The following is a 26,668-nucleotide window of genomic DNA, read 5'->3' on the forward strand; positions in this document are numbered from 1 at the left end:
TCGCGCTCCAGGAGCCCTGATGAGCACGCTCTACCCTGCCACTGATCCTCGGCGCAGCGGCCATCTCGATGTCGGCGACGGCCATGCCGTCTACTGGGAAGAATCAGGCACACCGGATGGCGTGCCGGTTGTGTTCGTTCATGGTGGTCCCGGCAGTGGCTGCAGCCCGGACAGCCGTCGCTACTTTGATCCGGATCGCTACCGCGTTGTGCTGTTCGATCAACGCGGTGCCGGCAAATCACGGCCCGAGGCCGAGATCCGGCATAACGACTCAGCGCGCCTGGTCGCCGACATGGAGCAACTGCGCGCGCATCTTGGTATCGAGCGCTGGCTACTGTTCGGCGGCTCCTGGGGCACGACCCTGGCATTGCTCTATGCGCAGGCGCATCCGGAACGCAGCCGGGGCCTGATTCTGCGCGGTGTCTTCCTGGGGCGCCCGCAGGATATTGACTGGTTCTACCGCGATGGCACGCGACGCGTCTACCCGGAGTACTGGCAGGCCCTTGCCGTACTGTTTGCGGAAGCCGATCTGCAGGACCTGCCGCTTGCCTGCCACCGCATTATCAACGGACCGGATAGCGAACTGGCAAGGCGCGCCGCGCTGGCGTGGAGCCGTTACGAAGGTGCCTGCGCAACCCTGAATCCGGATCCCGCCTACCTTCGTGGCTTCCTGGACCCGGATCAGGCCTGGCGCTTCGCCCGGATCTGCGCACACTACATGGCCAACCGCCTGTTCCTGACCGACAACCAGATCCTCGACCATGCCGACCGCCTCCGCGACCTGCCAGGCGTCATCATCCATGGTCGTTACGACATGATCTGCGCCCCGGACCAGGCCCTGACGTTGCACCAGGCCTGGCCCCGATCCGAACTGCAGTGGATCGACAATGCCGGCCATTCCGCCAGCGAACCCGGTATCCGCGAGGCCCTCGTCGCAGCGGCCGACACCTTCGCCTCGGAATAACCCCTAATCCCCGGTCCCGCGGGAGTGAATCAGTGTTGCCCTAATCGGCAGGGGCAACCAGGATCAGCGTCCAGAATGGGGTGCCGTCCTCGGCATGGGCCACGGCGGCACCATAGGCCTCGAACTCGGGCGTCATCAGGTTTCTGCAGTGTCCCGAGCTTGCCAGCCAGGATGTAATTGCGGCCTGCGCGTCGGGTTGTCCGGCGGCGACGTTTTCGGCCCAGGCCCTGGCACTCACCCCAGCCGCTGCGATCCGATCCGACAGGTCCTCGCCCCGGCTGCCGGTGTGACCCAACTCGCCTGAATCTGCCATATCACGGCTGTGCTGCCTGGCGGCCTCGTCCAGCGCGTCATCGCTGACCAATGCCGGTGCCGCGTCAAATGCCTCACTACCGCATCGCCGGGGACTGCGTCGGGCATCATTCAACAAGGATTCCCAGACGGCCTCCTCTGCCTGAGGTGCAGGGGCGCTGGTATGCCGATCGATCGGCGCCACGCCCCCTGCCGCACATCCGACCAGACTAACCAAAGCGAGGCCGAGCAACCACCGACAAACCATCACGGAACGTTCCGCTGCGCGCTGACCGGTACTGCATCGACCTCTGTAACCCGACGCCGCATCGGATCGTAGACGCAGCGGTACATCTGCCGGGTCATGGTGCCGTCGCGATCACGAAACTCGATCTGATCACCGGCGAAACTGATAGTGGCGGCGAAGCGATCGTGCCAGGAGCGTGCATCAAAGCGTGAGTAGACGAGCCCATCGGTCCAGTTGAAACCGTGCTCGGCGAGTTCCTGCACGGCGCGGGAGCAGTGCTTTGCGGCCGCCATGTCATGCCGGCGCAACCAGCAGCGCAAGGAACGACGGCAACTCTCCTCGGCCTCGGCAGCCTCGTCGCGGGGTCGGGCATTCGGTTCACCGATAGGCTCGCAGTAAATCCCGGCCGGTTTCTCCAGTAACAGGATCTGTTCTCCGTGTTCGGTATCACAGAGCCACGCTGCGGATGCCGGCGAGGCCCAGAAACAGAAAAACATGATGATCAGGGAAAATGCGGGTCGCATGACACCTCCGACCAATGCGTTCGGGAGCAGATTATGCGCTTTTTATGCGGCGCATCACTGACCGGATGACACCCGCCTCACGAAGAGCGACGGATAAAGGGCATGCTTGCCGAACCAACTGCAACCGGCTCGAGCATCAACCGCGATGCCGTCGCCGCATCGGCCGCGAGTTGTTCAAACCCCGGAAAAATCTGTTGCTGGATACTGTGATAGATGCCGCGCAAGGCCTCCTGCATCTCAAGCACGACCTGCCTTTGGTCCGTATAGTACGCTGCCCGTTGCCCGTGATAGTCCACGAACTCGCCAACGCGAAAGAAGCGAAATCCTGAAACCGACAGTAACCGGACCAGGCGCGGTTCCATCATCGCAAACACATGGTGTCGACCTGCCATGCCGACCATGGCCGTAGCGGCAAGGAACAGTGACAGGCCGATAACAGGTGCTGTTCGCAACATCTCGTCGGTAGGCACCAGGCCATGGATATTTCCCATCTCCGATCGACCCTCCCCCTGGCGGCGGCGAAACACCCGCGATACGGCCAGGCGAGAGATCTCGCAGATGCTCTGCCTGGGCAACCGGGCGGGATGCAAGTGGCGGTGACTCAGGCTCTCGACGCAATGACGCTCCAGGGGAAGGGCATCGAGCGAACCGGACGAATCCATCACCGGCAACACCATTCGTACGCAGCCCGCCACCTGACCCGATCCCCGGTGCTCAAGCAGACAATGAACCGAGCTGCTGTCGAAGCAATCCGTTTCCAGGCCGCCGCAGCAGTCCTCTTCCTTCTCGAACCGGAATTCCTGACAGTAAACCTGGTAACGCAAGGCGAACGCCTTCTGCAAATCGCTTCGACTCAAGGCGAGAGTGAACCGGAAATGCCGATCCACCTGCGTCAAGACATCCATCAGATGTTCCTTCATTGACTGACGCCCTTGGAAAAGAAAGATTTATTCGCGCGCTTGCCCAAGACCCCGACCGCTTTTGGCCCCTGACAGCCTTGCGGCACCTGCCCGCTAGCGACGGCTACCGAATCGGTACCGTCCCTTGCCAGATGACTAGATCCGGTGTCGAACGCTAAGGCGGGAATAAACCAGTGTTTCCCTTCGTGTTCCATTTTATTTTTCGCCGAGTCGTTGCCCGCGCACTTTCACCGGCAAAGCGTGATAAAAAACGTCGACGTGGGTTGCGCACTTCCACGTAGTAATCCGGTGCTTTTCGAGCGTTCCATCAGCCTCTGGATCGTTTCGTGACATGGATCACGTTTCCGTCGATACGGTACAACGATACCCGCGCCGCGGAAGGGTGCCCGGTGCGTCCTATCCGCGTCCGGCCATTATTTCCTTGACCGGCAACGGACGACCAAGATGGTAACCCTGCGCGTAATCGACACCATATTCCCGCAGAAACGGAAGAATCCCCTCGTCATCAACGAATTCGGCAACGGTTTTCTTGCCAAAACCCGCGGCGATATCCGCAATTGCACGGACGATAAGACGGTTTTCGACACTGTGGGGGAGATTTCGAATGAAGGAGCCGTCAATCTTTATGTATTCAGCCGGTAATTGCCCCAGATAATGGAAGCTGCTGAAGCCGACGCCGAAATCGTCCAGGGCAAAGTGGCAGCCGAGATCACGAATGACCTCCATCAAGCCTCGGGCAGTGGCGAAGTCAGTCACCGCCGCGGTCTCTGTGACTTCCAGTACCAGACGACTCGGATCCGCACCGGAGGCATTGAATTCCGCCTCCAGAAAGGCAGGCAATCGGGTATCGCGAAGCGATTGGGCCGACAGGTTTACTGACACCTTCAAACCGTCCTCCTGCAGATCCCTCAGCAAGCGAAGACTTGCACGAAGCACCCAGCGATCAAGATCCACGATCTGACCGCTACGTTCCGCGACCGGGACGAACGCCGAGGGCGGCACCAGATTGCCGTCCTCGCCGTGCATGCGGACCAGCATCTCGTAGTGACTGGTGCTGCCATCGGTAATCTGCACGATTGGCTGCCCCATCAACTCGAATCGATCATTCTTCTGGGCGTCACGAATCCTGTCGATCCAGTACACGCGGCGACTCAGCTCTTCGCGTGGCCCGGTCGAGGTGGAGAGCAGGTGCCAGCATTCGGCACCGGTTTCCTTGGCCTTGTACATGGCCAGGTCCGCGCTTGCCATGAGGTCGGCCGGGTCGGTGCCATGCCGGGGGTAGAGTGCGATCCCGATACTGGCAACGGCACGATGACGCCGTCCGCCTGCCGAGAAGTTAATGCCCTCGAGCACGCGGGCGATACGCGCGGCCACCGATTCGGCTTCCTCGGCACTGGCATTCTGCAGCAGCACCGCAAATTCGTCGCCTCCCAGACGGGCGACGAGACCCTCGCCACCCAGTTCCTCGTCCAGCCGTTCAGCCACCAGGCGCAGAAGCTGATCACCCGAGTGGTGGCCGCTCAGTTCGTTGACGTCCCGGAACTGATCAAGATCCATGAACAGCATGGCGCCATGACCACCATCGGCCAGCACCTGCTGAAGGCGGGTCTGAAAATATCGCCTGTTGTAGAGATCGGTCAGTGGATCACGATTGGCAAGCCAGGCGAGCCGATCCTCGGCCCGCTTTCGGTCCGTGATGTCGAGGCCGACGCTGATCAGCGCGCCATCCTCTTCGTCCTGCCTGGAAATCGGCGCGTGATACCAGGCGATCGTGCGCTGCTCCCCGCCGGCGTCCGTCATCACCCCCTCCTCCTGGGGCGGCCGGCGGCCGTTCGTCTCCGGACGATCCGCCTGTTGCGGCAGAAACGTTTCGATGAAAGACCTGCCGAGCAATCGGGAGCCCGCGATTCCGGTCATCTCACCGGCATGCTGATTCACCAGGCTGATTCGTCCGCTCCGGTTCTGGGTAACGATGATGACCCGTGCCGTATCCAGCAGGCTGTTGACGAAATCGCGCTCGCGGGCGAGCTCGCGCACCCGTGCCGCGAGCTCGGTGCTACTGGCCCGCAGCGAGCCCTCCAGGCCCTCCAACTGATTGGCAAGATCGATCGCCGAACGATCAAGAACGTCGATCTCGTCCTGCAGGCCCTCGACAGGTGCGCCGATTGTCTCGCGCACCTGATGAAAGCCGCCGCGCGCCAGGACAGGGAGCACATCTGCCAAGCGCCGCAGGCGAGCCATTGGCATCCACAGAATCCCCAGCAGCAGCGACTCGGCGGCCAGCCATCCGAAAAGCCCCACCAGTAGGATCGTCCTGGTATCGGAACGGATCGCATTGACCTCCTCGGTGATGTCGGACACCAGGACCATATAGGCGGGATTGCCGGCGATCGGATTATCGCCCAGCGGCAGGGCAGCCAATTCCACATGGCGCCCCTCGAACTCCAGCTGCAGGCGCGAGTCCGCCAGTTCTTCCGAATCCACGCGGGAGGCGGCAGCTTCCAGCACCGGAAGTGTTTCCGACTGCCTGGTCGCGAGCCGCACCGTCGCATCCCAGTCCGCCAGGTAGCGGCCCGAATCCTCCTCGGTGCGCCGATTATCGCCGGCAACCAGCAGTGAGACGTCGCTACCGGAAACCTGCTGCACATGGCGGGCAACATCCGCCAGCGAGCGCGACATCACGATGGCGCCGACAACGGACCCCTCCGCCAACACCGGCACCGCCACATACTGGCGGCAATCGTCCACGCACAACAGGGACGTCACCGGCATGTCACCCGCTGCAACGGACTGCGCCCAGCCCGCAAACGGTGCGTCATCGGGTCTGCCCAGCGGCTGCCCCCAGGCCGCCAGCTCCTCGCCATCGGATGTCAGGATGCGAACCTCATCGACGCCGGCATCAAGTTGCATCATCGGCCAGTGGGATTCGAAGCCCTGCTGCACATGCTCGGCATCCCCCTGATATAGCGGGCCGCCGATCTCCGCTGCAGAGACCGCCATGTCCGCGAGCCGACGCAGATCATCCGCGGATTGCTCCAGCGTCCGCGCGAGCTCACGCAGCTGACGCTCATGCATCAGATCCCGGGTCTGGTCGAACTGGGTGGTCAGGTTTTGATGACTGATAAAAGCGAACAGGCCAGCCATCCCCAGCAGGAGCAGACTGGTGAGCGCAATGGCCCGCCACTTAAGGCTCAGCACGCGGCCACGAAACAGACGCCGCAGGGGGAAGGTCGGGGGCAGGCGAGGGTCTTGATCCATACGTCCCACCGCCTAGAAACGCAGCGACGTCTGCAGCAGGAACATGTTCCAGCGCCGTGATGTGTCACCCGGGTCCGGATTGTCTCTTCCCGGCAGCCAGCCCGTACCGTCCACATGATGGTATTCGCCGGCAACCATGATTTGCGGATGCAGGCGCCACTGCAAACCGAACGTCAGGTCCCGCGCGAAACGGGAATGCGACGGCCCGAGACCGTCGGCTTCAAAGTCCCGCCCCCTGCGGTCATTACGATCCAGATACAGTACATCGTAACGGAGCAGCCACTGCCAATCGGTCAGGAATCGCCGCGAATACTGGACGTACCAGCTCTCCCCGGTGATGTCGAAATTGGCAGGCTCGAAGTCGAGTCCCTGCAGCGACGATTCCCGCAGCGCGAACTCGGAGGTGAGGCTCCAGTTCTCCTCGTTGTACTGCAGGGAGAGGATCCAGGGCTGGAAGCGAAAATCGGCATCGCCCGGGCCACTGCTGCCGGAATCGAAACGGGCGCGGACGCGGGCAGCGCTGAACGCCGCAAGAAAACGTCCACCATCGTGTTCGTAAAGTAACTGGCCGATGACCGAAGTTCGGCCGTCGAGGGAGCCGGGCTGCTCGTCGAGCCGCAACGCATTCTCGAGATCCTCGTTGGTCTGCGGCCGACCCACCCCGACCTGCGCGCGCACGGTGCCGGAGGCAATTCTCTCTTCCCCGTAAACCGTCAGGCCATCGGACGCCAGGCCAAGCGAGCGGGTGCGATCGAAATAAATGGACTGCGGGAGCAGGATGCTTGGCCGCGTAAAGGACATGTCACGGGTCTGGTTATAGAACCCGAAGGGATTCTTGAAGCGCCCTGCCTGAACGCCGACGCTGCGCCGCTGGCTGTTAAAGATCTGGTAGTCAACAACCCCATGGTCGAGTTTTGGCCGTGCGTCGCGACCATCGCTTCCTGCGCGACGACCAAGCACCTGAGCGGAGATCAGCAGCCGCTCCCTCGGCCGAATGGAGGCGTTCACGCCGACCTCGGTAAATTGGAGGCTACCGCCACCCGAACTGCTGGAACCGAAAAAGTTGTTCCTGTCCGTGACGACCAGTCCCTGGGTAACGAAGCCCTGAAACTGCAGGGTGTCGAGCACGTCCTGAGCAGCCGCCGGGCTTGCCGCGAAAGACATCAGCGACAGTAATCCGCCCAGAACCCTAGGGGTCCAGCGTGATGATGCGAACGCGCTCATCGACCGCTCCTTGTTCCATGTAACCGACCCCGCCCGGGGTCGCTGCGACTTGTTCCAGCATCTGGCCAGGTGTCTGTACGCGCTCCGGCGCCTGCCCGGTGCCCGAGAAAACGATGCGATCCCAGGAGAGCTGCAATTGATGAGGAACGATCTCAAGCCGTTCCTTGACGAACCGGCCGTGCACCGGATGGGAGTTGGGCAGAACGAAGACCCGCGCGGCGGTTCCATCCGGCCAGGTCCGTTGCCGCATGCCGAAGATGGCCCGCGCCACGTTGCGCGGAAGCTGATCGACGGTCACACCCGGGTGGGCAATCATGACGACGCTGTCATCAGCATCGGCGGCCAACAGAACCGGGGAAAGCAGACACAGCGCGAGCGCGATAACCAGATCCCGAAGCCGGTTGGGTCCAGGCAGGGTTCTGCAGGAGGGAATTCGGATCCAGCGAGCCACGGAGCGCCGTAAACCGGCCAGTGCAAGCAGCATCCTGGCACACCGTTCGAGTCGGCCATCATCAAATGGCCTCCTCATCGGCAGTCCCGCCCGCTGCCGGGAGTCATGCGCGTCACGGATGCCTTCACCGCTTCCGCCATGACCAAACTCCACGCGTGGTAGTGTCTCCCGTATCCATCGCAGGCCCTTGTTATTTTCCCTGGGGACACACAACCGGAGCAACGATCTTCTGATGCTGTTCCGCGGTGCCCGGTATACGTGCCGTCCTGGTTATTCGCGTCAATACGGATCCGCAGACGCCCGACGCCTCCGGCACACTACAGTGAGGTTAGCGCCTCGGAACGGCACAAACCGTGCGCCGTATCGCAGTAACACGGGTCCAGCAGGTGGAACAGCCTGCACAGGCACCGGCCGGCGGCAAGCAAAAGGGTCTGCTCCGAGCCGCTCGTCGGCACGGAGCATCGCCACAAGCTAACGGCTGGCGGTTTCTTCCCGGGCGGCTTCCATGCCGGCAAGCGTGTTGCGGCGACCAGGCCAAATTCCGTCCGAGGACTGATAAGCCTCCAGGGCCTCCTCGGGCCGGTCCAGCAACAACAACAGATCCCCCAGGGCCTCATACGGCGGGTACAATGCACCCGGTGTAATCGGATCCTTTTCCACCGTGGCTTCCAGTTCTGCGGCATCCTGCATCAAGGAGACCGCCTGCTCGGCATCACCGGCGGCATGCTGCATCCAGCCGGCAAGAATCAATCGGTCCACCTCGATGTAGGTGGCAAAACGGTCCTCGCCCTCGTCGCGGGCACGTTCGCGCAGCGTTGCCAGGCGCTGCTCGGCTTCGTCCGCCAGTTCCTGCTCACCCGTGTGCATGGCGCCCAGGCCGCGTGCATACCAGGTCATGCCCTGCGGCCAGTGAAACTGTTCCCAGGCAAGGTAATCCGGCGACCGGGCCATCAGATCCCGAGCGGCGGCCCAGTCGCGCTGCTCCACGGCCAGCCTTGCCGGCATGGCAGCAAGATGGAAGGCACTGGCAAAACCCGCTTGATGCCGCTCCACCGCTATTGCTTCACGGTAGGCCGCCAAGGCCTCCTCCACGTCGCCCTGCTGGAGATAACCGTAGACCAGGTAATCCATGGCATGTATGTAATGGAAGGACACCGCGCCATTCACATCATGCTCGATCGCCACGTCGGCGGACCGCCGATTCCAGTGGATCACTTCATCCCAAGCGCCCAGGCGGACGTAGATATGCGACGGCATGTGCAGGGCGTGTGGCACGTTGGGGGCGATATCGGCGTAGGACTCCACCATCGCCAGGGCGTTTTCAGCGCGGCCATCCGCATCCGTCGCGTGAATCGCGTAATGCACCGCGCCGGGATGCGCGTTTTCCTGCTGCCAGACGTTCCGCAGCACAGTCTCCGCTTCGTCGTGCAACCGGTTGCGCGTCTCAGTGTCCGCAGCCATTGCCAGGGCAAGGCGGGACAAACCGTAAAGCGAGGCGACATCCAGATCATCGGGATGCGCGGCATAGGCCGCGGCCATGCCGTCCGCCCAGGCTGCCATGCGGTCGCGATAGCCGAGCCCGGCGTCGTCCTCGAAGAACGCAGCGACCGGGTCGATCAGCGCGAGCTCCCGGGCATCTCCCGGATCGGCCTCGCGGGCGCGCTCGATGGCCTGCCGCCCCGCCTCAAGGGTCTCCTGGTCCGGCCGACCGGGCCAGAGCGGCTGGAACCAGGTGGCGGCCACGCCCCAGTGCCCCATGGCGCAGGCCGGATCCGTCTCGGCCAGGTCCCGGAAAAGGCCGCGGGCCTGTTCGTACATCATGTGATGCTTGAATGCGAGAGCGCGGTCGAAGGCCCGGGCTGACGCCTCCTCGCAATCTGGCTGGAACGTGACCACGCCGACCGACTCATCGTCCTTTACGTGCCCGGCCTCGGCGTGATCGTGCATTGCCCCGGCCGGGCTCACCAGTATCAGGGCAGCAAGGGTGCCGGAAATCAGCCGTAAATTCATCGCTCACACCTCCCCCCGTGCATCGCCGCGACGGCGGTCCGCACATCAAACCCGGGGCTACAAAGGCATTGCGATGCAGCCCCCTATTCGCCGCGAATTGCAGTCACATCGAAACGCAATTCCACGGCCAAGGTGTCATCGGGGTCTGGCTCGTCACGCATGCTTTCCACGCGCTGCAACGTTCCCGTGAAGTGACCGCTTACCACCGCGGTGTCACCGTCCTCCTCCACCGCATCCAGGTTCCAGTCACTCTCGCCAGCGCTGGTATACATCGGGAACATGCCGTCTTCCGGGAAATAGCTCACTTCCAGGCCACCTACCGGCTCGCCGTCGATCAGCGTGATGGTCACGGCAATGGTGCCCTGCATCGCGAAGCTCTCCTCGGCATGTCCCTGCACCGAGATGCCGAGCATGCCGGGCATGTGCTCGCTGAACTCGGCCGTGGACCGGCCGTCCGCCTTGAGGATGTGCCACTGCCGCTCCTCGCCATCGATGCTGCCCTCAAGGGTGTCCGCTCCCGCCAACGCGGGAACAAGCAACAGGGGCAGTGCCGCACCCAGAACCCCGAACCATCGCCTGTTCATTGTCGAAGCCGCCATTTCCCCACCCCTAGAATCGCCTTGTCCGGGAAGCTTAGGCGAAGACCTGCCGGACTGCATCGAAGGTTGTCCGCGAGAACGGCGGCATGTCCGGGCTTGCGCCGGAGACATAGATCGTTGCTAGGCTGGTGGCAAACAACCGCCACAGGATTCTCCTGCGATGGATGTGCTCGAACGATTGTTTGCAGCCGTTTCCGACTTCATGTGGGGCCCGCCACTGATCACCCTGATCGTCGGCGGCGGGCTGTTCTTCATTGTCTATTCCCGCGGCTTGCCCTATCGGCATTTCGGCCACGCCATCCAGATCCTGCGCGGCAAGTACGATCGCAGCGATGACCCCGGCGACATCACGCACTTCCAGGCCCTTTGCGCGGCGCTGTCCGGTACGCTGGGACTGGGCAACATAGCCGGTGTCGCCATCGCCATTACGATCGGCGGCCCCGGCGCAATCTTCTGGATGTGGGTCACGGCGCTGGTGGGCGTGGCGACCAAGTTCTTCACCTGCACGCTGGCCATCCTGTACCGGGGCGAGGACAGCCTCGGCCGTCTCCAGGGCGGTCCGATGTACATCATCCGGGAAGGCCTGGGACGACGCTGGATGCCGCTGGCGATGTTCTTCTGCGTCGCGGCGCTGTTCGGCACGCTGCCGATCTTCCAGATCAACCAGCTCACCGAGGCCGTGCGCGATGCCATTCTGTTACCTCGCGGGATCCTGTCGGAAGACAGCATCGGCTGGTTCAACCTGCTGTTCGGCATCGCCATCGCGGCGCTGGTTGCCAGCGTCGTCTTTGGCGGCATCCTCCGCGTCGGCCACGTGGCGGCGCGTCTGATACCGGCCTTGGTGCTGATCTATCTGGCTTGTGCAGGGGTTATCCTGAGCCTCAACGCCGGTGACATCCCGTATTACCTGGGCATGATCGTCCGGGATGCCTTCACGGGCGCGGCGGTCGCAGGTGGGATACTCGGCGCAATGATGGTGGGCGTGCGACAGGGCGCCTTCTCCAACGAGGCCGGCATCGGCACCGAGGTCATGGCCCATGGCGCCGCCCGCACCCGGGAACCGGTACGGGAGGGACTGGTGGCAATGATGGGGCCGGTGATCGACACACTGGTTGTCTGCACCGCAACCGCGCTGGTCATCCTGATCACCGGCGCCTGGCAGATTGGCGATGACATGGCCGGCTCCGCACTCACCGCGGCTGCCTTCGCCGAGTCGCTGGGTGGCATCGGTCCCTGGATTGTCACCGGGCTGGTGGTGGTGTTCAGCGTCAGCACCATGTTCACGTTCTGGTACTACGGCGCCAAGAGCCTCGGCTTTTTGATCGGTGCCGAACACCAGCACTGGTACAAGTACTTCTACGTGGCGCTGATCGTGGTTGGCGCGGTGGCCTCGCTGGAGGTGGTGATCTACCTGATCACGGCCATGTACGGCCTGATGGCGATCCCGACCATGATCGCAAGCCTGCTCCTGGCGCCGCGGGTCATGGCCGAGGCCCGCCGCTATTTCGCGGCGCGGGAGACGGATTCGGAATAAAATCCGGGCGGACACACCTGCAGTGGACAGGCATCAGGCGACGGACTGCCGATGCCCACGCCGCCCGGGTGCTTACTCCAACTCCGATTCGGCCAGCTCACGCATCTGAAAATCCCGCGGATACAGCAGTACTTCGATCCGTCGGTTGGCGCGACGCGCCTCGTCATCTGTTTCCTCCGCCAACGGGCGGCTGTCGGCATAACCGACGGCCTGCAGGCGATCCATTGCAATGCCAGCGTTGATCAGCAGCTGCACCGCGGCAGAGGCACGGGCCGCGGACAACTCCCAGTTGGTGGGGAAACGTTCCTGCAGTCGCGCCGATATCGGCTGGCTATCACTGTGGCCCTGCACACTGATGAGATGGTCCGGGAAGCTCTCCAGGGCCTCTGCGAGGAATTGCAGCGTCTCGCGTCCGGCGTCACTGATTACCGCCGAACCCGAGCCGAATACAATACTCTCCGGCAGCTTGATCACCGTGGTTCCGTCTTCGAGCCGGGACACCAGGGTCTCGCGCTCGTCGCTGAGTGACTCCAACTGCTTCTGCAGGGTGTCCATCGCGGCGCCTTCGCGGTCGAGCCGTGCAGACAGCTCGGCAATGGTCTGGCTGTAGCTCTCGCTGCGCGCCTCCTTGGCGCCGAGTTCCTGGCGCGCCTGCAGGTACCGTTGCTCGACGGTTTCCCGTTCCTCGGCAATCCGGGCCAGCTCCGCCTCACGCTCGCCAAGCGTCGATTCCGCTGCGGCAAGGCGAGTCTCCGCATCCTCCAGCTGCGTAGCGAGACCGTCGGTTTCCTGCTCGAGCCGCTCGCGGTCCGCGACAACAACGTCCAACTGGTCCCGATACCTGTCCCGCTCAGCCGCCAGGGCATCTCTGGCAGCCGTGATTTCGGTGACGACCTGCTCGGTCCCGGCATACCGCTCTTCGGCCTTCTCTGCCCGCGCTGCCAACTCCGCAAGCTCCGATTCCATCGTCTTGATCCGATCGCGCGCGGCTTCCAGCTCCGCATCGCCCTGCTCCCGTACCTGCTCAGCGGCAGCAAGCGCGCTTTTCGTGGCCTCAAGCCGTACATCCTGGTCGCTGGTCTTCGCCTCCAATTCGTCCACGCGGGCGAGAGCAGCCTGCCGCTCAGCGCCGAGTTTCTCCTGTTTCAGTTCAAGCGCAGCCAGTTCACTGTCGGCGGCCTCCAGCCGGGCGTCACGATCGGTCAGATTGGCCTCCAGCCCATCCACTCGCGCAAGAGCGGCTTCCAGTTCCGCCTCGGCGGCCTGCATCGCACGCTCCGCCTGCTCACCGGCATGGCGTGCATCCCGAAGCTCATCCTGCAGCGCCTCGATCCGCTGGTCCCGCGCCTCCAGTTCCTCGGCCAGTTGACCTTCGCCCGCCTCCCGCTGCGCGAGACGGGAGCGGAAATCCCCAACGCTGGATTCCAGCGACCGACGCTCGGTAGTCTCCTGTTCGAGACGTTCCTCCAGCGCGGAAACCTCCTGTCTTGCCTGGTCGCGTTCACCCACCGCGGCAGAAAGGGCGAGATGGAAATGGGTTGCCGCGGCGATCGCGATCACCAGCAGTACCGCGACACCAACGGTCAGCACACCCCTGTTCGCCATGCATCCTCCTCTTGCACCGATCAGCCCGGGACACGGTGGCCAGGACCGGCCGTTTTACTGCCTGCGGTGTCCCGACTAGTGCTTGTTGTTATCCGCCATCGCGTTGCTTATCAGATAATTGCAGGCCGTATAAGTCAGACCATCGTTATTCATGAATGCTTCGTGTCAGATTAGGGCATGCAAGCGGTGCAGCGATCGCTGCGTTTACAGGCCCGAATCAGTCAGACGCATGGAGGGAAAGCGGCATGGCACGTCTACTACTATCGCTGATCGTTATAGCCGGCATCGCGTACACCGCGATTCACTTCTACTATGGATACGCCGTAGAGCAGGCGCTAATTGAGCGGCTCGACAGCTTGGGCCTTGAGGCAGTGGAAATCAGCGGTATCGATTTCGAGCTTCTGGCACCGGTGAGTACCGAGGCCACGGTCACGGCTGATGTGACCTATGGTGGAGCGGAGGCCTCGATTACCGTCCGGGTCAACGGCCATCCGCTTTTCACCGACGACATGCAGCTCAATATTGATGGCTTGCGCTCGCTGCGACTGAACCTCGGGGCAGATTGACCAAAATCAAAAACGGGTGCGGAAATTCGCGCCATATTGGCACGAGCCCGGCCAGTCAAGGAGACGCAGCGATGTTTCGGAAAATCATGGTTCCCGTCGACCTGGCGCACATCCAGACGATCGAACCCAGCCTTGAGGTGGTTGCGGACCTGGCGCGCCATTACGATGCAGAAGTGTGCTATGTCGGCGTAACCTCCAGTATGCCCGGCCTCGTCGCACGCACGCCGGAGGAATTCGGACAGAAGCTGGAGGCCTTTGCGCAGAAACGGCATCGGGTCCATGGCCAGCCCGTCTCCTCCCATTACATTGTCAGCACCGACCCCATCGCCGAGGTCGATGACCGCCTCGTTCGGGCGGTTGACGAAGTCGGTGCCGACCTGGTCATCATGCCGACCCACGCGCCGCGTAATCTCGACATCATCATGCCGTCCCATGGCGGCAAACTGGCCAAACGGACCGACGTTTCGGTATTCCTGGTCCGGCCGCGCAAGGCCTGAGTCGAAATTACCGGACAGCGTAATGCCGGACCATCACGGTGCCCGCTCTACGCACCCTCGTATGCCAGCGGGGAATGGTGCACCTCGATGCGCAGGTCTCCGGAATCGTCCTTGACGAACCTCCAGGCCTTGTCCGCCGAAGTCACGCCGCCATCGGCATCGGTGACATGTGCCTTGCCAGATGACCAAAACCGGTCTCGGGCGCAGACGCGCGAATAAATCAGTGTTTCCTTAACGGCAATGAAAACCACTGCATTGTCGATCTCGCATATCGAGCAGCGCGTCACTCCTGCCCTGCTGCGACGCTAGCACTGCATATACTGCGCTATGGATCATCCGGACCCACGGGAATACCGAAGTGCAGCACGCGCTCCTCGCGACCAAGCTTGCGGTACAGGGCGATGGCCGCAGCATCCTCAGGTCCGGTGTCCGCCTGGATGAAAACGGCATGTGCGCCTCGCTCCGCTCCGAGTGCCCCTACCCGACGGATCAGCGCCGTTGCAACGCCTCGGCGCCGGTGTGCCGCCGCCACCGCAAGATCGTAAATGTAGATTTCGCTGCGCGCCTGCTCGTACTTGCGGAGTTCGTACGCGGTCAGTCCGCCAACAACCCCGCCGCCTGACAACGCCACCAGGGCAATAAACCCGTCCTGGGCGAGGAGCCGCCGCGTGTACTCGGGAGGGGGTCGACAGCCGTTATAGGTCGCCGGTTCGTTGAATACCCGACCGAAAACGTCAAGCAGACCGTCCATCAACGGCAGATCGTCAGGCCCAAGCTGGTGAATGTTGTATCCAGGCGGAATCGACATGACGCGTTGCTTGGCTACCCGATTGTGCCGGATCGGTATGATCGAATGAGCACTTTTCTGCCCGGCCTAGTCAGGCAGCGGGATGTGCTCGTCGCGATCACCGGGTGGCAGGTCAAAAGGCCCCACGCCCCATTTCTCGTCTCGCCAGTGCCGTTTCGCCTCTTCGATACGCTCGGGGGACGAGGCCACAAAGTTCCACCAGATATAACGGGGGCCGTTCAGGGTTTCACCGCCCAGGATCATCAATCGGGCACCGGTATCCCCGGCTGCCACGGTAATCCGGTCACCCGGTCGGAACACCAGCATCTGGCCGGCCCCGAAGCACTGACCGGCAACGGTAATTTCGCCGTCGACCACGTAGACTCCTCGATCCTCGTGATCATCCGGCAATGGAAACCGTGCGCCGGACTGCAATTGCACATCGGCGTAGAAGGTTTCGGAATAGAGCGTGGCCGGGGCACGCTCCCCATAGGCGGTGCCAAGCAGCAACTGCACGCGGGCACCATCACTCTCGATGACCGGGAGCTGGTCTTCCGCATTGTGCTCGAATGCCGGCGCAGCATCCTCGTGCGCCTCTGGAAGCGCCATCCAGGTCTGGATTCCGAACAGCTCGCTGCCGCTTCGCCTCGCCGGTTGCGAGGTGCGCTCGGAGTGCGTGATGCCACGTCCGGCCACCATCCAGTTGACCGCGCCGGGGCGGATCACCAGATCAGTACCCAGACTGTCCCGGTGCTGCAGGTCGCCGCTGTACAGGTAGGTCACCGTGCCCAGACCAATGTGCGGATGCGGCCGCACGTCAATGCCCTGGCCGGTGAGAAACTCCGCCGGACCCATCTGATCAAAGAAAATGAAGGGTCCGACCATCTGCCGTTTCGGCGCCGGCAGTGCCCGGCGAACCGCGAACCCACCGAGGTCCCGCGCCCGGGGGACGATCAGGGTCTCGATGGCATCCACACCGATTTCGTCGGGGCAACCCGGTTCCAGCGCGGGATTCCAGCTCATGACGCTCTCCGGAAATGGTCAATACTCTGTTGCATGCCGGGTTGCTGCATGTCCGGGCCTACTCCGGGAGACGGGTCCCTTGCCGGCCGCCGAAAAACGCCGACGCCGGGACCGGGCGTGGAGGTCCTTCAAGCCTAGCCGGCGCTGGCTGTGCCGCAAGGGAAAGCACGGGCATTCGCGCGAGGCGGGCTCACTGACAGGCTGGAGAAAATCTATGGAGGATCAATTCTTTGCGACTTTCAACCTGGATACCGAGGATAGCATGGGGTCGAGCACCCAGCAGCAGGCGTTATGCCGATAGCCCAGCGGACCGTAATAGGTCGCCGCGGCAGGAGCGGCAATCAGGATTATTTTGCAGCGCGGGCCGAGTTGCTCCAGGGTCAGGGCCTGCAGCCGGATGCCAATACCGGACCGCTGATAATCGACGTGGACGGCCAGATCCGACAGGTAACAGGCGAAATGGAAATCGGTGATGCTGCGCGCGACCCCGACGAGCCGGGAACGCTGCCAGGCGCTCACAATCAGGTTCGAATTGGACAACATGCCTTGTATGCACGCACGGTCATCAATCGGCCGGCGCTCACCAAGCGTTGAGTCCCGTAGCAGTTCAATGAACGCGTCCACCGCCACAGGGTGGTTGACCTTGAATTCGATTGACACCTTGATCCTCCGCCCGTCTACCACGACCAGGAGTTCGATTATGCCGAATAACACCAAGGCCTACGCGGCCACCAGTCCCGGCTCCGGCGTCGGTCCCCTCGACATTGAACGTCGCGCCCTGCGCCCCGACGACGTGGCCATCGATATCGACTACTGCGGCGTCTGTCACACCGATATCCATTTCGTGCAGAACGATTGGGGCATGACGCAGTACCCGGTGGTGCCGGGTCACGAAATCATCGGTCGCGTGACCGAGGTCGGGCCCGAAGTCAGCGGTTATCGCGTTGGTGACGTGGTCGGCGTGGGCTGCATGGTCGACAGTTGCCGGAGTTGCGAGGCCTGTGAAGCCGGCCTGGAGCAGTACTGCCTGGAAGGTTCGACCCTGACCTACAACGGCGAGGACCGGCACGATGGGAGCATCACCTTTGGCGGTTATTCCGCCCGGGTCGTGGTCAGTGATCGGTTCGTTGTGAAGGTTCCGTCGGCACTCGATCCGGCAAAGGCGGCTCCGCTGTTGTGTGCCGGGATCACCACCTATTCGCCATTGCGTCATCACGGCGTCGGCGAGGGCCACAAGGTCGGCGTCGTGGGCATGGGCGGGCTCGGCCACATGGGCGTCAAGTTCGCGAATGCGCTCGGCGCCCAGGTGACGCTGTTCACGCGCTCGGAGTCCAAGGTCGACGAGGCCCGCAGGCAGGGTGCGGATCAGGTCATCGTTTCCACCGACGCGGCGCAAATGGAAGCGGCCGCCGAAAGCCTGGACTTCATCCTCGACACGGTGCCGGTCCAGCATGACCTCAACCCCTACCTGAGCTGCCTGAAATACGACGGCACGCATATCCTGGTCGGACTGCTGGATCCGGTGGAGCCACCGCTTGCGGCGGGCGCGCTGGTGATGAAACGGCGCGTGCTGGCGGGTTCACTGATTGGCGGCATGCCGGAGACACAGGAGGTGCTCGATTTCTGCGCCGAGCACGGCATCAGCTGCGATGTCGAAATGCTCGACATCCGCAACATCAACGGGGCCTACGAGCGGATGAAAAAAGGTGACGTGCGATACCGTTTTGTCATCGACATGGCGACATTACGCTAGCGAGACACTGAAGCGTCGCTGCGCCCCGAGGCCGTCCTGAAGTTTGCTGATTACCGGCGAAAACCGCCGGCAGCTCCTATGCTGCTCTCGGGGTACGGCGATCCAGGTACCGACCCAGGTGCTGCAGATATCGCACCCCCTTGACAGGCCATGGGAGGCAACCCATGCGCACCAATGCCGGGCTGATCGAACAGCTTTACCGGGAGCAGTCTCGTCAGGTGCTGGCTACGCTGATCGGCATACTCGGAGACTTCTCGCTGGCGGAAGATGCCATGCAGGAGGCCTTCGCCGCCGCGGTACACCAGTGGCCGATGGACGGCACCCCGGATAATCCCACGGCGTGGCTGATCCGCGCCGGGCAACGCCGGGGCATCGACCAGATTCGACGCAAGCAAACGGCGCGGCAGTATGCCCACCTTCTGGAACCGCTGGATGACGCGGTCGCCGATATCGACGAACAGTTCATCGAGGACAACCAGCTCCGCCTGCTGTTTACCTGCTGTCACCCGGCGTTGTCTCAGGGTGCGCGGGTCGCGCTGACACTGCGCGAGATGTGCGGACTGACCACGGAACAGGTGGCCCGTGGGCTGCTGCAAAAGCCTGCGACCCTGGCGCAGCGCATCGTCCGGGCAAAGAACAAGATCCGTAGTGCCGCAATTCCCTATGAAGTGCCCGAGGCCCGCGAATTACCCAAACGCTTGCCGGGCGTACTGCAGGTCATTTACCTGGTGTTCAACGAGGGTTACTCGCGCAGCGATGGCGAAACGGTGGTTGATATCGGCCTTTCGGCCGAGGCCGTTCGGCTTGCACGCGAGGTAGCCCGGCTCCTGCCTGACGGCGAGGTCTTCGCGCTGCTGGCACTGATGCTGTTGCACGACTCCCGGCGCCACGCTCGCGAAGACGGGCTGGGGCAACTCGTTACCCTGGAGGAGCAGGACCGCAGTCGCTGGGATCAGGAGCGCATCCGTGAAGGACTGCTCTGGCTGGAGCAGGCGCTGGCGCGCACACCGGTCGGTCCGTACACCTTGCAGGCATCCATCGCTGCCGTGCACGCCCAGGCCCGGCGCGCCGAAGACACCGACTGGCACCGCATCGTCCGATTGTACGAGGCGCTGTACCGCCAGCAGCCATCGCCGGTGATTGCGCTGAACCACGCGGTAGCCGTTGCCATGCGCGATACCCCTGCCGCCGGCCTGCACCTGCTGGCCGAGCTCGACAGCCACAAGGAAATACTCAACTACCATCTATTCCACGCCGTACGGGCCGACCTGCAGCGCCGTGCAGGCAACCGTGACGCCGCACGGGCCGCGTACCGACGGGCGCTGGAACTGGCGGCGCAGGGCCCGGAGCAGCGCTTTCTGGAACGCCGGCTGCACGAACTGGACGCGTCCGGGTAGACATTTTTCTCCCCACATGTCGATTGACGCCGCGCTTGCGCGACAACTTCATGAGACCACCGACGGAGGAGACCGCAGTGCGATACATATTGATGCGTAAGGCCGATGCCGATACCGAATGCGGCGTGCTGCCGACAGAAGACGTCCTGCAAGCCATGGCGGACTACAACGAACGCATGACGCAGGCCGGCGTTTTCGTCACCGGCGATGGCATACGTCCAACGCGGGAAGGCTGCCGGATCCAGTTTCGCAATGGTGAGCCAACGATCACCCATGGCCCGTTCGAGCCGGTCGGCGAGCAACTGGCCGGGTACAGCGTGCTGGACGTGGAATCACTGGACGAGGCCATCGCCTGGGCCCGGGAGTGGCCGCGGGAGGATACCGATGGCAATGCGAGCCTGGAACTGCGCCGTTATTTCACTCTGGAGGACTTTGAACCAGGTCCGGCACTGGAGAAACATCGGCTACAGGAACGGCTGCCGAAGGAAATGAACGTGCATGTCTGTTTCGCCGGCAACTGCCGGGAGGCCATGGAGTTCTATGCAGACGTCACAAGCGGTCACCTGGAGGCACTACTCACCGTCGGCGAAACGCCGGCGGCGGCCGAAACCCCGCCTGAACAGCACGGCAATATCATCCACGCATCGCTGAACCTGCGGGGGCGTCGGTTGATGGGCGCAGACATGACCGGAGACTGCTACCAGGAGCCCCGTGGCGCACAGGTGCACCTGGAGTACGACTGCCCGGACCAGGCGGAGCGGGTGTTCACGGCTCTTGCGGAGGGCGGTGAGGTGATCATGTCCTTCGAAGAGACGTTCTGGGCGCACCGTTTCGGCATGGCCCGGGACCGCTTCGGCGTGCAGTGGATGATCAGCTGCCAATTGCAGCAGTGCGTGCAGGAGTATGGAGGCGTCCATGAAGTACGTGGCCCTGGTGTATTACCAGGAGCGCATCATCGATGCGATGAACGAGAAGGAATGGCACGACCTGAACCAGGAATGCGTCGCGGGTGTTGAGCGTCTCGACGGCCAGGGCCATTACCTGGCAGGCGAAGCGCTGCACCCGGTCGATACGGCAACCACGGTGCGGGTTCGCGACGGTGAAGTGATGCTGTCCGACGGCCCATTCGCGGAAACCAAGGAACAGCTCGCCGGCTTTTATCTGCTGGAAGCCCGGGATCTGAACGAGGCACTGCAACTGGCCGGCCGTATACCACCCGCACGTTTCGGCAGCATCGAGGTGCGCCCTGTACGGGACTTGCCGCCGCCGGATTCCGCCCCTGATATTTCGGAAGGAGACTGATCATGACCTACGTTGATGGATTCGTTGCTGCGGTACCGACTGCCAACAAGGCGGCGTATATCCGGCATGCCAGTGATGCGGCCGTGGTGTTCAAGGAACACGGCGTGCTGCAGTTCGTGGAATGCTGGGGAGACGACGTGCCGGACGGCAAGCTGACCTCGTTCCCGATGGCCGTGAAGTGCCGGGATGATGAAACCGTGATCTTCTCCTGGCTGGTCTGGCCCTCCCGCCAAGTGCGCGATCAGGCCATGCCCAGGATCATGGAAGACCCCCGCCTGCAGCCGGATGTAAACCCGATGCCGTTTGACGGCAAGCGACTGATTTACGGAGGATTCGAGGTGGTGGTCGATCAGTGAACCCGGGGCAGCCCGAACGGCAGGTGCAGACCGAAGAGAAAACCCCAATGAGGAAACTGATCGCGTCGACGTTCGTCTCGCTGGACGGGGTGATGCAGGCTCCCGGCGGCCCTGAGGAGGACCGCTCGGGCAGTTTTTCCCGGGGCGGCTGGACCTTCGGCTTCTGGGACGAAGTCATGGGGCTTGCGGCGGCGGGTTTCGACGGCACGAACCGGGAGCTTTTACTCGGCCGCAGGACCTACGAGATCTTCGCCGCCCACTGGCCGTACCAGCCGCCCGACGATCCCACCGCGCAGACACTCAACGCGGCCAGAAAATACGTGGCATCACGGACGCTGGAAACGCTGGACTGGCACAACGCGGAGTTGCTCGGGAACGATGTTCCCAAGGCCGTGGCGGCGCTCAAGGCCGAACCCGGACATGATCTGCAGCTTATCGGCAGCGGCCACCTGATCCAGTCGCTGCAGGCCGAAGCGCTGATCGATGAATACAATGTGTGGACGTTCCCCGTGATTCTCGGCCGCGGCAAACGCCTGTTCGAGGCCACGGCAACGCCATGCGCGCTGCGCCTTGTGCAGACGCAGACCTCCACCACCGGCGTCGTCATGAGCACCTATGCGCCGAACGGCCCGCTCCGGCCGGGCTCACTGGCCAGCACCGAACCAAGCGCGAGGGAACTTGAACGGCGTGCACGGATGACCGCTGAGGAACGCTGACGCCAGCCCGGCCGCACACTGCCGCATGATGGGGAGCGATCCATGAAACCACGACTCACGATGGTGACGCTGGGTGTCGATGACCTGGAACGCGCCATTGCGTTCTACCGTGAAGGCCTGGGTCTGAAGACCGATGGCATTATCGGAGAGGAATTCGCGCATGGTGCGGTCGCCTTCTTCCCGCTGAACGGCGGGATCACCCTGGCACTCTGGCCCAGGACCAGCATTTCCCACGACTCGGGACTGCCGGAAGCGCCACCATCGCCGACCGATTTCCTGCTCGCCCACAATGTGTCGGTACGGACCGAGGTGGACACGGTCATGGCACAGGCGAAGGCCGCCGGGGCCGTCATCGTAAAGCCGGCGCATGACACCTTCTGGGGCGGCTATGCCGGCTATTTCCAGGATCCCGATCAGCACCTGTGGGAGGTTGTCTGGAACCCGGGTCTGCTGCCGGCGGATTGACCGTGTCCGCGTGGACCGTCACGCGGACACTCAGGGAATCAGCACGGCGGCACCGGTAAACCGTCCGTGGCGCAGATCATCCAGGGCCTGGTTGGCCTGCTCCAGCGGATAGGGCCGGGTTTCGGTCCGGACCGGGATCGTCGGTGCCAGCGCCAGGAACTCCTCGCCGTCCTGACGGGTGAGGTTGGCCACCGAATGCAGGCTGCGTTCCTCCCAGAGCAGGCGGTACGGGAAGGATGGAATGTCCGACATGTGAATCCCACCGCTCACGACCCGGCCGCCCGGCCGAACATGTGCCAACGCCGTCGGCACCAGATCACCAACCGGCGCAAACAGGATGGCCGCATCCAGTCGCTTGGGCGGGGTGTCATCCGCACCGCCCGCCCATACGGCGCCGAGCCGAAGCGCGAAACCCTGGGCCGATGTGTCGCCGGGTCGGGTGAATGCGTAGACCTGCTGGCCGCGCGCTACCGCCACCTGCGCGAGAATATGCGCCGCCGCGCCGAAACCGTAGATGCCGATCCGGCGCGGTCCCTCGCCGCCAGCCATGCGCCAGGCCCGATAGCCGATCAGGCCGGCACAGAGCAGCGGTGCCGCGGCTTCCGGCACGTAGCCACTGACCGGAAAGCAGTAGCGTGCATCGGCAACGGTGTATTCAGCGTAACCGCCGTCCCGCGTGTAGCCGGTGAACTCGGCTTGCGCGCACAGATTCTCGCGACCGGCGCCGCAATCCTCGCATTCACCACAGGTCCAGCCCAGCCATGGCACGCCCACCATGTCGCCGTGGTTGAAACCGGTGACGCCGTCGCCGAGTGCGTCTACCAGGCCGACGATCTCGTGCCCCGGGATCACCGGCAGCTTCGGCTTGGCAAGGTCCCCATCCACCACATGCAGATCGGTGCGACAAACGCCACAGGCCAGGACTCGGACCCGCATTTCGCCGGCCCTGGGCTGTGGCCTTGGGATGTGATCCAGCGACAACGAGTCTCCGGGATGGTGGAGTCGCATCGCCCGCATGGTTTCGGTCATGGGTGTCGATCCACGGCATGTCCTCCGAGACAGCATAGTGTTTACTGAGATGTCGGGTCCGCATTATCTTCCGAGGCAAGGCGCTCTGCGCCGCGCCGCAGTCGTCCTGCGGCCAAGCAGTACAAAACAGCATTCGTGAAAGATGCGGCCCAACCCAAACGGCCCGACCGGTTTTGGTGGCTGCGGCAACATCCCGACCCTGCAATGGGCACGGGATACCGGGGATACGGGTTATCGCCTTCGACACCTTCAAAGGCTGTATCGAAAAAAACCTCGGCAGTCGTGAACCTCGGAAATGTCGGAAGCGGGAGGATTGCCGAAGCCTCTACGGGATCTGGTTCCACAGGCAGCCGCAGGCTGGCTGCTTGAAAACTACAGCCCCCGTCGGCCGCTGTCCCGCCCCCCGCGAACACCATCCTGACGACGCAGTCTCCTGTAGCCGATCCGCGGTTTCAGGAAGCGCATCAACCCGCAAGCCCAACAACCAACGAAACCGAACAACCGCGCGAACGTCTCCGCTCGGTGCCGCGCGTTACGCCTTTCTACCTCACGCAGTTTCGGATCCGGGTTGTGAAAAGCCATACGATCCGCCCCCTAAGCGAAGGCATTGGACCCCGTTATTTGTTCGTTCAACCTCACCAAAAAACTAGCAGATCAGAACGCCATAACCCTGCTGCATGTTCGCGGATTCGTTCAGTCCACCCGGGGTTGCGGCGGCTCTGACCCCTTCTGCGCACTGGAATAGACACTCAGCGCTGTGACCGTGATCAGGATTAGTGCCATGCCTGCAATCTGCGGCAGCAGTAGGCCCTGACCCAGGAACGCCACACCGAACAGAGAGGCCGTCACCGGCTCCACCATCGCCACGATGGAGGCGACGGCCGGCGCCGTGTACCGCAGGCCGACAATGTAGAAGATGAAGGACAGGCCGGCACCAAACACGCCCAGGACCAAGAACAAGGGCCAGCTCGGCGTCGACAGCACCGCCACCGTCTGCTCCGCATCCCCCAACCCGAAAAGTATGGCCGCCATCACCGCAAAGGCGATGACGAGAATCGCTTGCGGGCTGCCATGCGGCGCGGCGAACTTGAAGCCGAATATGAACACCGCGTAGGACACGCCGGCGAGCAGCCCGGCAACGGCGGCGAGTAACGAGACATCTCCCGCGCCGACGTCGTAGATGCCGGTCAGCAACACGACACCCCCCAGAACCAGCGCAATCGAAATCCACTTGAACAGTGTCGGCTGTTCAAGTCGGAGCGCGAACGACACGAGATAGACGTAGACCGGCGCGCAGTACATCAGCGTCGCCGCCACCGCGACACTACCTTCGGCAATGCTCAGGAAGTACAGCGAGAAATTGCCGGCGACACCAACACCGGCCACCACGGACCACAACCAGAGCCGGGGATTGCCCAGGCCGCTGCCGCCCGGCCGTATTGCAAGCCAGGCCAGCACGAACAGAAAGCCGATCGCCCCGCGGTAAAACGACACCACGATCGGATCCCAGCCATCCCCGGTGAGGATGCCGCCGATTCCGCCGGACAGGCCCCAGAAAAATGCCGCCAGGGCAACGAGGACGGCGCTGACTCCGGCGGTTTTCTGCAAGGAAAGCACGCTGCCGGGACCTGCTGCGTCCGTTGCCATTCAACCGTCCTTTCATGTCGTTTGGGATAGCACGCTAGCGCAACAGCATTCCCTGCGTGTTACAAGCCCCGGCCGCAACACGACGCCAACCGCCGCCGATGCGAGCGGTACACCATTGAACCAAATTGCCGCTCAGTTGCGCGGATCGTGATCCGGATTGACGTAGTCGATGCCCCAGGGGCCGGTGCCATGCAATTGGAAGATCACCTCGCCCTCGGCCTGGCCGTACATCGGTACGCCCGGCGGCATGGGAAGCGCACGAAACCATGAGGTTTGTAGACTTGTCGCCCGTATTACGTTCCAGCGCCCCTCTATGATTCCGTAGACCGGGCGCGCACTATGTTCGTTGCAGACAGTCTTTCTGGAGCCCCTTCCAATGCGCGTCTTCGCCAATCCGGTTGGTGCCGGCTCTCTTTGGTTCGACAATCTCGCGACAGCGGACGGCACGCCCGTGGGCTACGACCCACAGGCGCGCGCCTTCGTACCCATGCCGCCCTTCTGCGCGAACCGGGAGCGAATCGGGTGTAACTGGATAGCGCCAAGCCAAGGTGCCTTCTGCCGGTCCTGCGCCATGACGACCCTGGCGCCTGACCCAACCATCCACAACGCCATACCCAACTGGGCGCAGACGGAAGCGGCCAAGCGCTGGGTGCTGGATAATCTGGGTCGCTGGCATTGGTTCCGGCCGGAGGATCCCGGCACGCGTCCGGCGTTTCACATGCTGGCAGAGGGGCCGACACCGGTCCCGATGGGCCATGCCGAAGGGGTGGTGACCATCAGCGTGGCCGAGGTGGAGCCCATTCTGCTCACGATGCGTCGCGAGGCGCTGGAGGAGCCCTATCGAACCATGATCGGCCACATGCGCCACGAGATTTCGCACATGCTCTGGTGGCGCTTGAGTCTTCGTGAGGATTTCCTTGATGCATTCCGCGCCATGTTCGGGGACGAGCGCATCGATTATCCGGCAGCCCTGCAATACCACTACGAGAACGGACCACCAGCGGATTGGAAAAGCTATTATCTGACCAGTTACGCCTCGGCACACCCGCATGAGGATTGGGCGGAAACTGCAGCGCACCTGTTGCACCTGACGGACATCGCCGACAGCTTCACCGCGACCGGCCTGTCCTCACCGCATGTGCCCGGGCCCAACTGGGACCCCTACGCCGAGCCAGATGCCGAGCGTCTGATTCACGCGGCTGCTTCGCTCACGGTCGGCATGAACCACGTAAACCGCTCGATGGGTCTGTCGGATCTGTATCCCTTCGTGCTGTCGGATTTCGCCCGACAGAAACTGGCATTCGTGCACAACTGGCTGCGACGCGGCGCCCAGGGATATTGAAGAACTCCGCATGGAACGCCGCAAACGCGGCTACGCACCCCGCCACCGAGTCCTTGCGTGTCCTGGATTTGTCGCCTCGGGGGGCTATCCTCAAAGTATTCCGCTCCTCATTCCTACCCTAGTGCTGACGCCCTGAATCGCTTCTGCATGACATCGGTTAC

At 63.0% G+C, this 26,668-nt stretch carries 27 protein-coding genes; 12 read left to right on the forward strand and 15 right to left on the reverse strand.

The features are described 5' to 3' along the window. Positions 1-19: 19 nt before the first annotated feature. Positions 20-964, forward strand: coding sequence for a prolyl aminopeptidase (gene pip, locus M0534_RS01680; protein ID WP_248566669.1), 945 nt, complete (start codon positions 20-22; stop codon positions 962-964). Between the two features lie 40 nt (positions 965-1,004). Here the strand turns inward: pip and M0534_RS01685 are convergent, their stop codons facing one another. The 8 genes from M0534_RS01685 to M0534_RS01720 form a co-directional block, all read right to left on the reverse strand. Further along, positions 1,005-1,391, reverse strand: coding sequence for a CAP domain-containing protein (locus M0534_RS01685; RefSeq protein WP_248566670.1), 387 nt, complete (start codon positions 1,389-1,391; stop codon positions 1,005-1,007). Between the two features lie 131 nt (positions 1,392-1,522). After that, a complete protein-coding gene (locus M0534_RS01690; RefSeq protein WP_248566671.1) occupies positions 1,523-2,026 on the reverse strand; it encodes a hypothetical protein in 504 nt (167 codons plus the stop codon). A gap of 77 nt (positions 2,027-2,103) precedes the next feature. Next, positions 2,104-2,931 carry a PEP-CTERM/exosortase system-associated acyltransferase gene (locus tag M0534_RS01695; protein WP_248566672.1) on the reverse strand — a complete coding sequence of 276 codons (828 nt, stop codon included), beginning with the start codon at positions 2,929-2,931 and terminating at the stop codon, positions 2,104-2,106. Between the two features lie 411 nt (positions 2,932-3,342). Next, on the reverse strand, positions 3,343-6,204 hold the full coding sequence (locus M0534_RS01700; RefSeq protein WP_248566673.1) for a bifunctional diguanylate cyclase/phosphodiesterase: 2,862 nt from the start codon (positions 6,202-6,204) through the stop codon (positions 3,343-3,345). Between the two features lie 12 nt (positions 6,205-6,216). Then, positions 6,217-7,368: a hypothetical protein gene (locus M0534_RS01705; RefSeq protein ID WP_248566774.1), complete on the reverse strand. Its 1,152-nt coding sequence runs from the start codon at positions 7,366-7,368 to the stop codon at positions 6,217-6,219. Between the two features lie 25 nt (positions 7,369-7,393). Next, the gene (locus M0534_RS13755) at positions 7,394-7,957 is read right to left on the reverse strand and encodes a hypothetical protein (RefSeq protein ID WP_345894690.1); all 564 of its coding nucleotides are present in this window, start codon (positions 7,955-7,957) and stop codon (positions 7,394-7,396) included. Positions 7,958-8,350: 393 nt separating this feature from the next. Continuing rightward, positions 8,351-9,889, reverse strand: coding sequence for a tetratricopeptide repeat protein (locus tag M0534_RS01715; protein WP_248566674.1), 1,539 nt, complete (start codon positions 9,887-9,889; stop codon positions 8,351-8,353). An 83-nt stretch (positions 9,890-9,972) separates the two neighbouring features. Beyond that, positions 9,973-10,488: a hypothetical protein gene (locus tag M0534_RS01720; protein ID WP_248566675.1), complete on the reverse strand. Its 516-nt coding sequence runs from the start codon at positions 10,486-10,488 to the stop codon at positions 9,973-9,975. A 160-nt stretch (positions 10,489-10,648) separates the two neighbouring features. On the opposite strand from M0534_RS01720, the gene M0534_RS01725 reads away from it, so the two are divergent. Beyond that, a complete protein-coding gene (locus tag M0534_RS01725) occupies positions 10,649-12,022 on the forward strand; it encodes an alanine/glycine:cation symporter family protein (protein ID WP_248566676.1) in 1,374 nt (457 codons plus the stop codon). A 72-nt stretch (positions 12,023-12,094) separates the two neighbouring features. On the opposite strand, the gene M0534_RS01730 is transcribed toward M0534_RS01725, so the two are convergent. Further along, positions 12,095-13,627, reverse strand: coding sequence for an OmpA family protein (locus tag M0534_RS01730; RefSeq protein ID WP_248566677.1), 1,533 nt, complete (start codon positions 13,625-13,627; stop codon positions 12,095-12,097). A gap of 245 nt (positions 13,628-13,872) precedes the next feature. On the opposite strand from M0534_RS01730, the gene M0534_RS01735 reads away from it, so the two are divergent. Continuing rightward, positions 13,873-14,193, forward strand: a complete 321-nt coding sequence (locus M0534_RS01735; protein WP_248566678.1) for a hypothetical protein — start codon at positions 13,873-13,875, stop codon at positions 14,191-14,193. Between the two features lie 71 nt (positions 14,194-14,264). Further along, positions 14,265-14,690, forward strand: coding sequence for a universal stress protein (locus tag M0534_RS01740; protein WP_248566679.1), 426 nt, complete (start codon positions 14,265-14,267; stop codon positions 14,688-14,690). A 47-nt stretch (positions 14,691-14,737) separates the two neighbouring features. Here the strand turns inward: M0534_RS01740 and M0534_RS01745 are convergent, their stop codons facing one another. The 4 genes from M0534_RS01745 to M0534_RS01760 all read right to left on the reverse strand — a co-directional run bounded on the left by M0534_RS01745 (position 14,738) and on the right by M0534_RS01760 (position 17,160). After that, positions 14,738-14,977, reverse strand: a complete 240-nt coding sequence (locus M0534_RS01745) for a hypothetical protein (protein WP_248566680.1) — start codon at positions 14,975-14,977, stop codon at positions 14,738-14,740. A gap of 38 nt (positions 14,978-15,015) precedes the next feature. Next, positions 15,016-15,498: a GNAT family N-acetyltransferase gene (locus tag M0534_RS01750; RefSeq protein WP_248566681.1), complete on the reverse strand. Its 483-nt coding sequence runs from the start codon at positions 15,496-15,498 to the stop codon at positions 15,016-15,018. Positions 15,499-15,564: 66 nt separating this feature from the next. Continuing rightward, positions 15,565-16,500, reverse strand: a complete 936-nt coding sequence (locus M0534_RS01755; protein WP_248566682.1) for a pirin family protein — start codon at positions 16,498-16,500, stop codon at positions 15,565-15,567. Positions 16,501-16,722: 222 nt separating this feature from the next. Then, the gene (locus tag M0534_RS01760) at positions 16,723-17,160 is read right to left on the reverse strand and encodes a GNAT family N-acetyltransferase (protein ID WP_248566683.1); all 438 of its coding nucleotides are present in this window, start codon (positions 17,158-17,160) and stop codon (positions 16,723-16,725) included. A gap of 40 nt (positions 17,161-17,200) precedes the next feature. Here M0534_RS01760 and M0534_RS01765 point away from each other — a divergent pair, with 40 nt between their 5' ends. From M0534_RS01765 to M0534_RS01795, 7 genes are all read left to right on the forward strand, one after another. Then, positions 17,201-18,253 (forward strand): NAD(P)-dependent alcohol dehydrogenase, encoded by a 1,053-nt coding sequence (locus tag M0534_RS01765; protein WP_248566684.1) that lies wholly within the window; start codon positions 17,201-17,203, stop codon positions 18,251-18,253. Positions 18,254-18,417: 164 nt separating this feature from the next. Then, positions 18,418-19,650: an RNA polymerase sigma factor gene (locus M0534_RS01770; protein ID WP_248566685.1), complete on the forward strand. Its 1,233-nt coding sequence runs from the start codon at positions 18,418-18,420 to the stop codon at positions 19,648-19,650. 77 nt (positions 19,651-19,727) lie between these two features. Next, the gene (locus tag M0534_RS01775; RefSeq protein ID WP_248566686.1) at positions 19,728-20,666 is read left to right on the forward strand and encodes a YciI family protein; all 939 of its coding nucleotides are present in this window, start codon (positions 19,728-19,730) and stop codon (positions 20,664-20,666) included. Continuing rightward, a complete protein-coding gene (locus M0534_RS01780) occupies positions 20,566-20,952 on the forward strand; it encodes a YciI family protein (protein WP_248566687.1) in 387 nt (128 codons plus the stop codon). Before M0534_RS01775 ends, M0534_RS01780 begins: the two co-directional genes overlap by 101 nt. A 2-nt stretch (positions 20,953-20,954) precedes the next feature. Beyond that, positions 20,955-21,308: a DUF1428 domain-containing protein gene (locus M0534_RS01785; protein WP_248566688.1), complete on the forward strand. Its 354-nt coding sequence runs from the start codon at positions 20,955-20,957 to the stop codon at positions 21,306-21,308. Between the two features lie 47 nt (positions 21,309-21,355). Beyond that, entirely contained in the window at positions 21,356-22,024 is a 669-nt protein-coding gene (locus M0534_RS01790) for a dihydrofolate reductase family protein (RefSeq protein ID WP_248566776.1), read from the forward strand. 42 nt (positions 22,025-22,066) lie between these two features. After that, a complete protein-coding gene (locus M0534_RS01795) occupies positions 22,067-22,489 on the forward strand; it encodes a VOC family protein (protein ID WP_248566689.1) in 423 nt (140 codons plus the stop codon). A 30-nt stretch (positions 22,490-22,519) separates the two neighbouring features. Here the strand turns inward: M0534_RS01795 and M0534_RS01800 are convergent, their stop codons facing one another. Further along, the gene (locus tag M0534_RS01800) at positions 22,520-23,506 is read right to left on the reverse strand and encodes a zinc-dependent alcohol dehydrogenase family protein (RefSeq protein WP_428348185.1); all 987 of its coding nucleotides are present in this window, start codon (positions 23,504-23,506) and stop codon (positions 22,520-22,522) included. Positions 23,507-24,211: 705 nt separating this feature from the next. Beyond that, positions 24,212-25,165 (reverse strand): DMT family transporter, encoded by a 954-nt coding sequence (locus M0534_RS01805; protein WP_248566691.1) that lies wholly within the window; start codon positions 25,163-25,165, stop codon positions 24,212-24,214. A 376-nt stretch (positions 25,166-25,541) separates the two neighbouring features. Between M0534_RS01805 and M0534_RS01810 the strand changes: the two genes are divergently transcribed. Next, positions 25,542-26,507, forward strand: a complete 966-nt coding sequence (locus M0534_RS01810; protein ID WP_248566692.1) for a zinc-binding metallopeptidase family protein — start codon at positions 25,542-25,544, stop codon at positions 26,505-26,507. The last annotated feature ends 161 nt before the right edge of the window (positions 26,508-26,668 follow it).

The sequence above is a fragment of the Methylonatrum kenyense genome (assembly GCF_023195885.1).
GTDB classification, from domain to species: Bacteria; Pseudomonadota; Gammaproteobacteria; order Nitrococcales; family Aquisalimonadaceae; genus Methylonatrum; species Methylonatrum kenyense.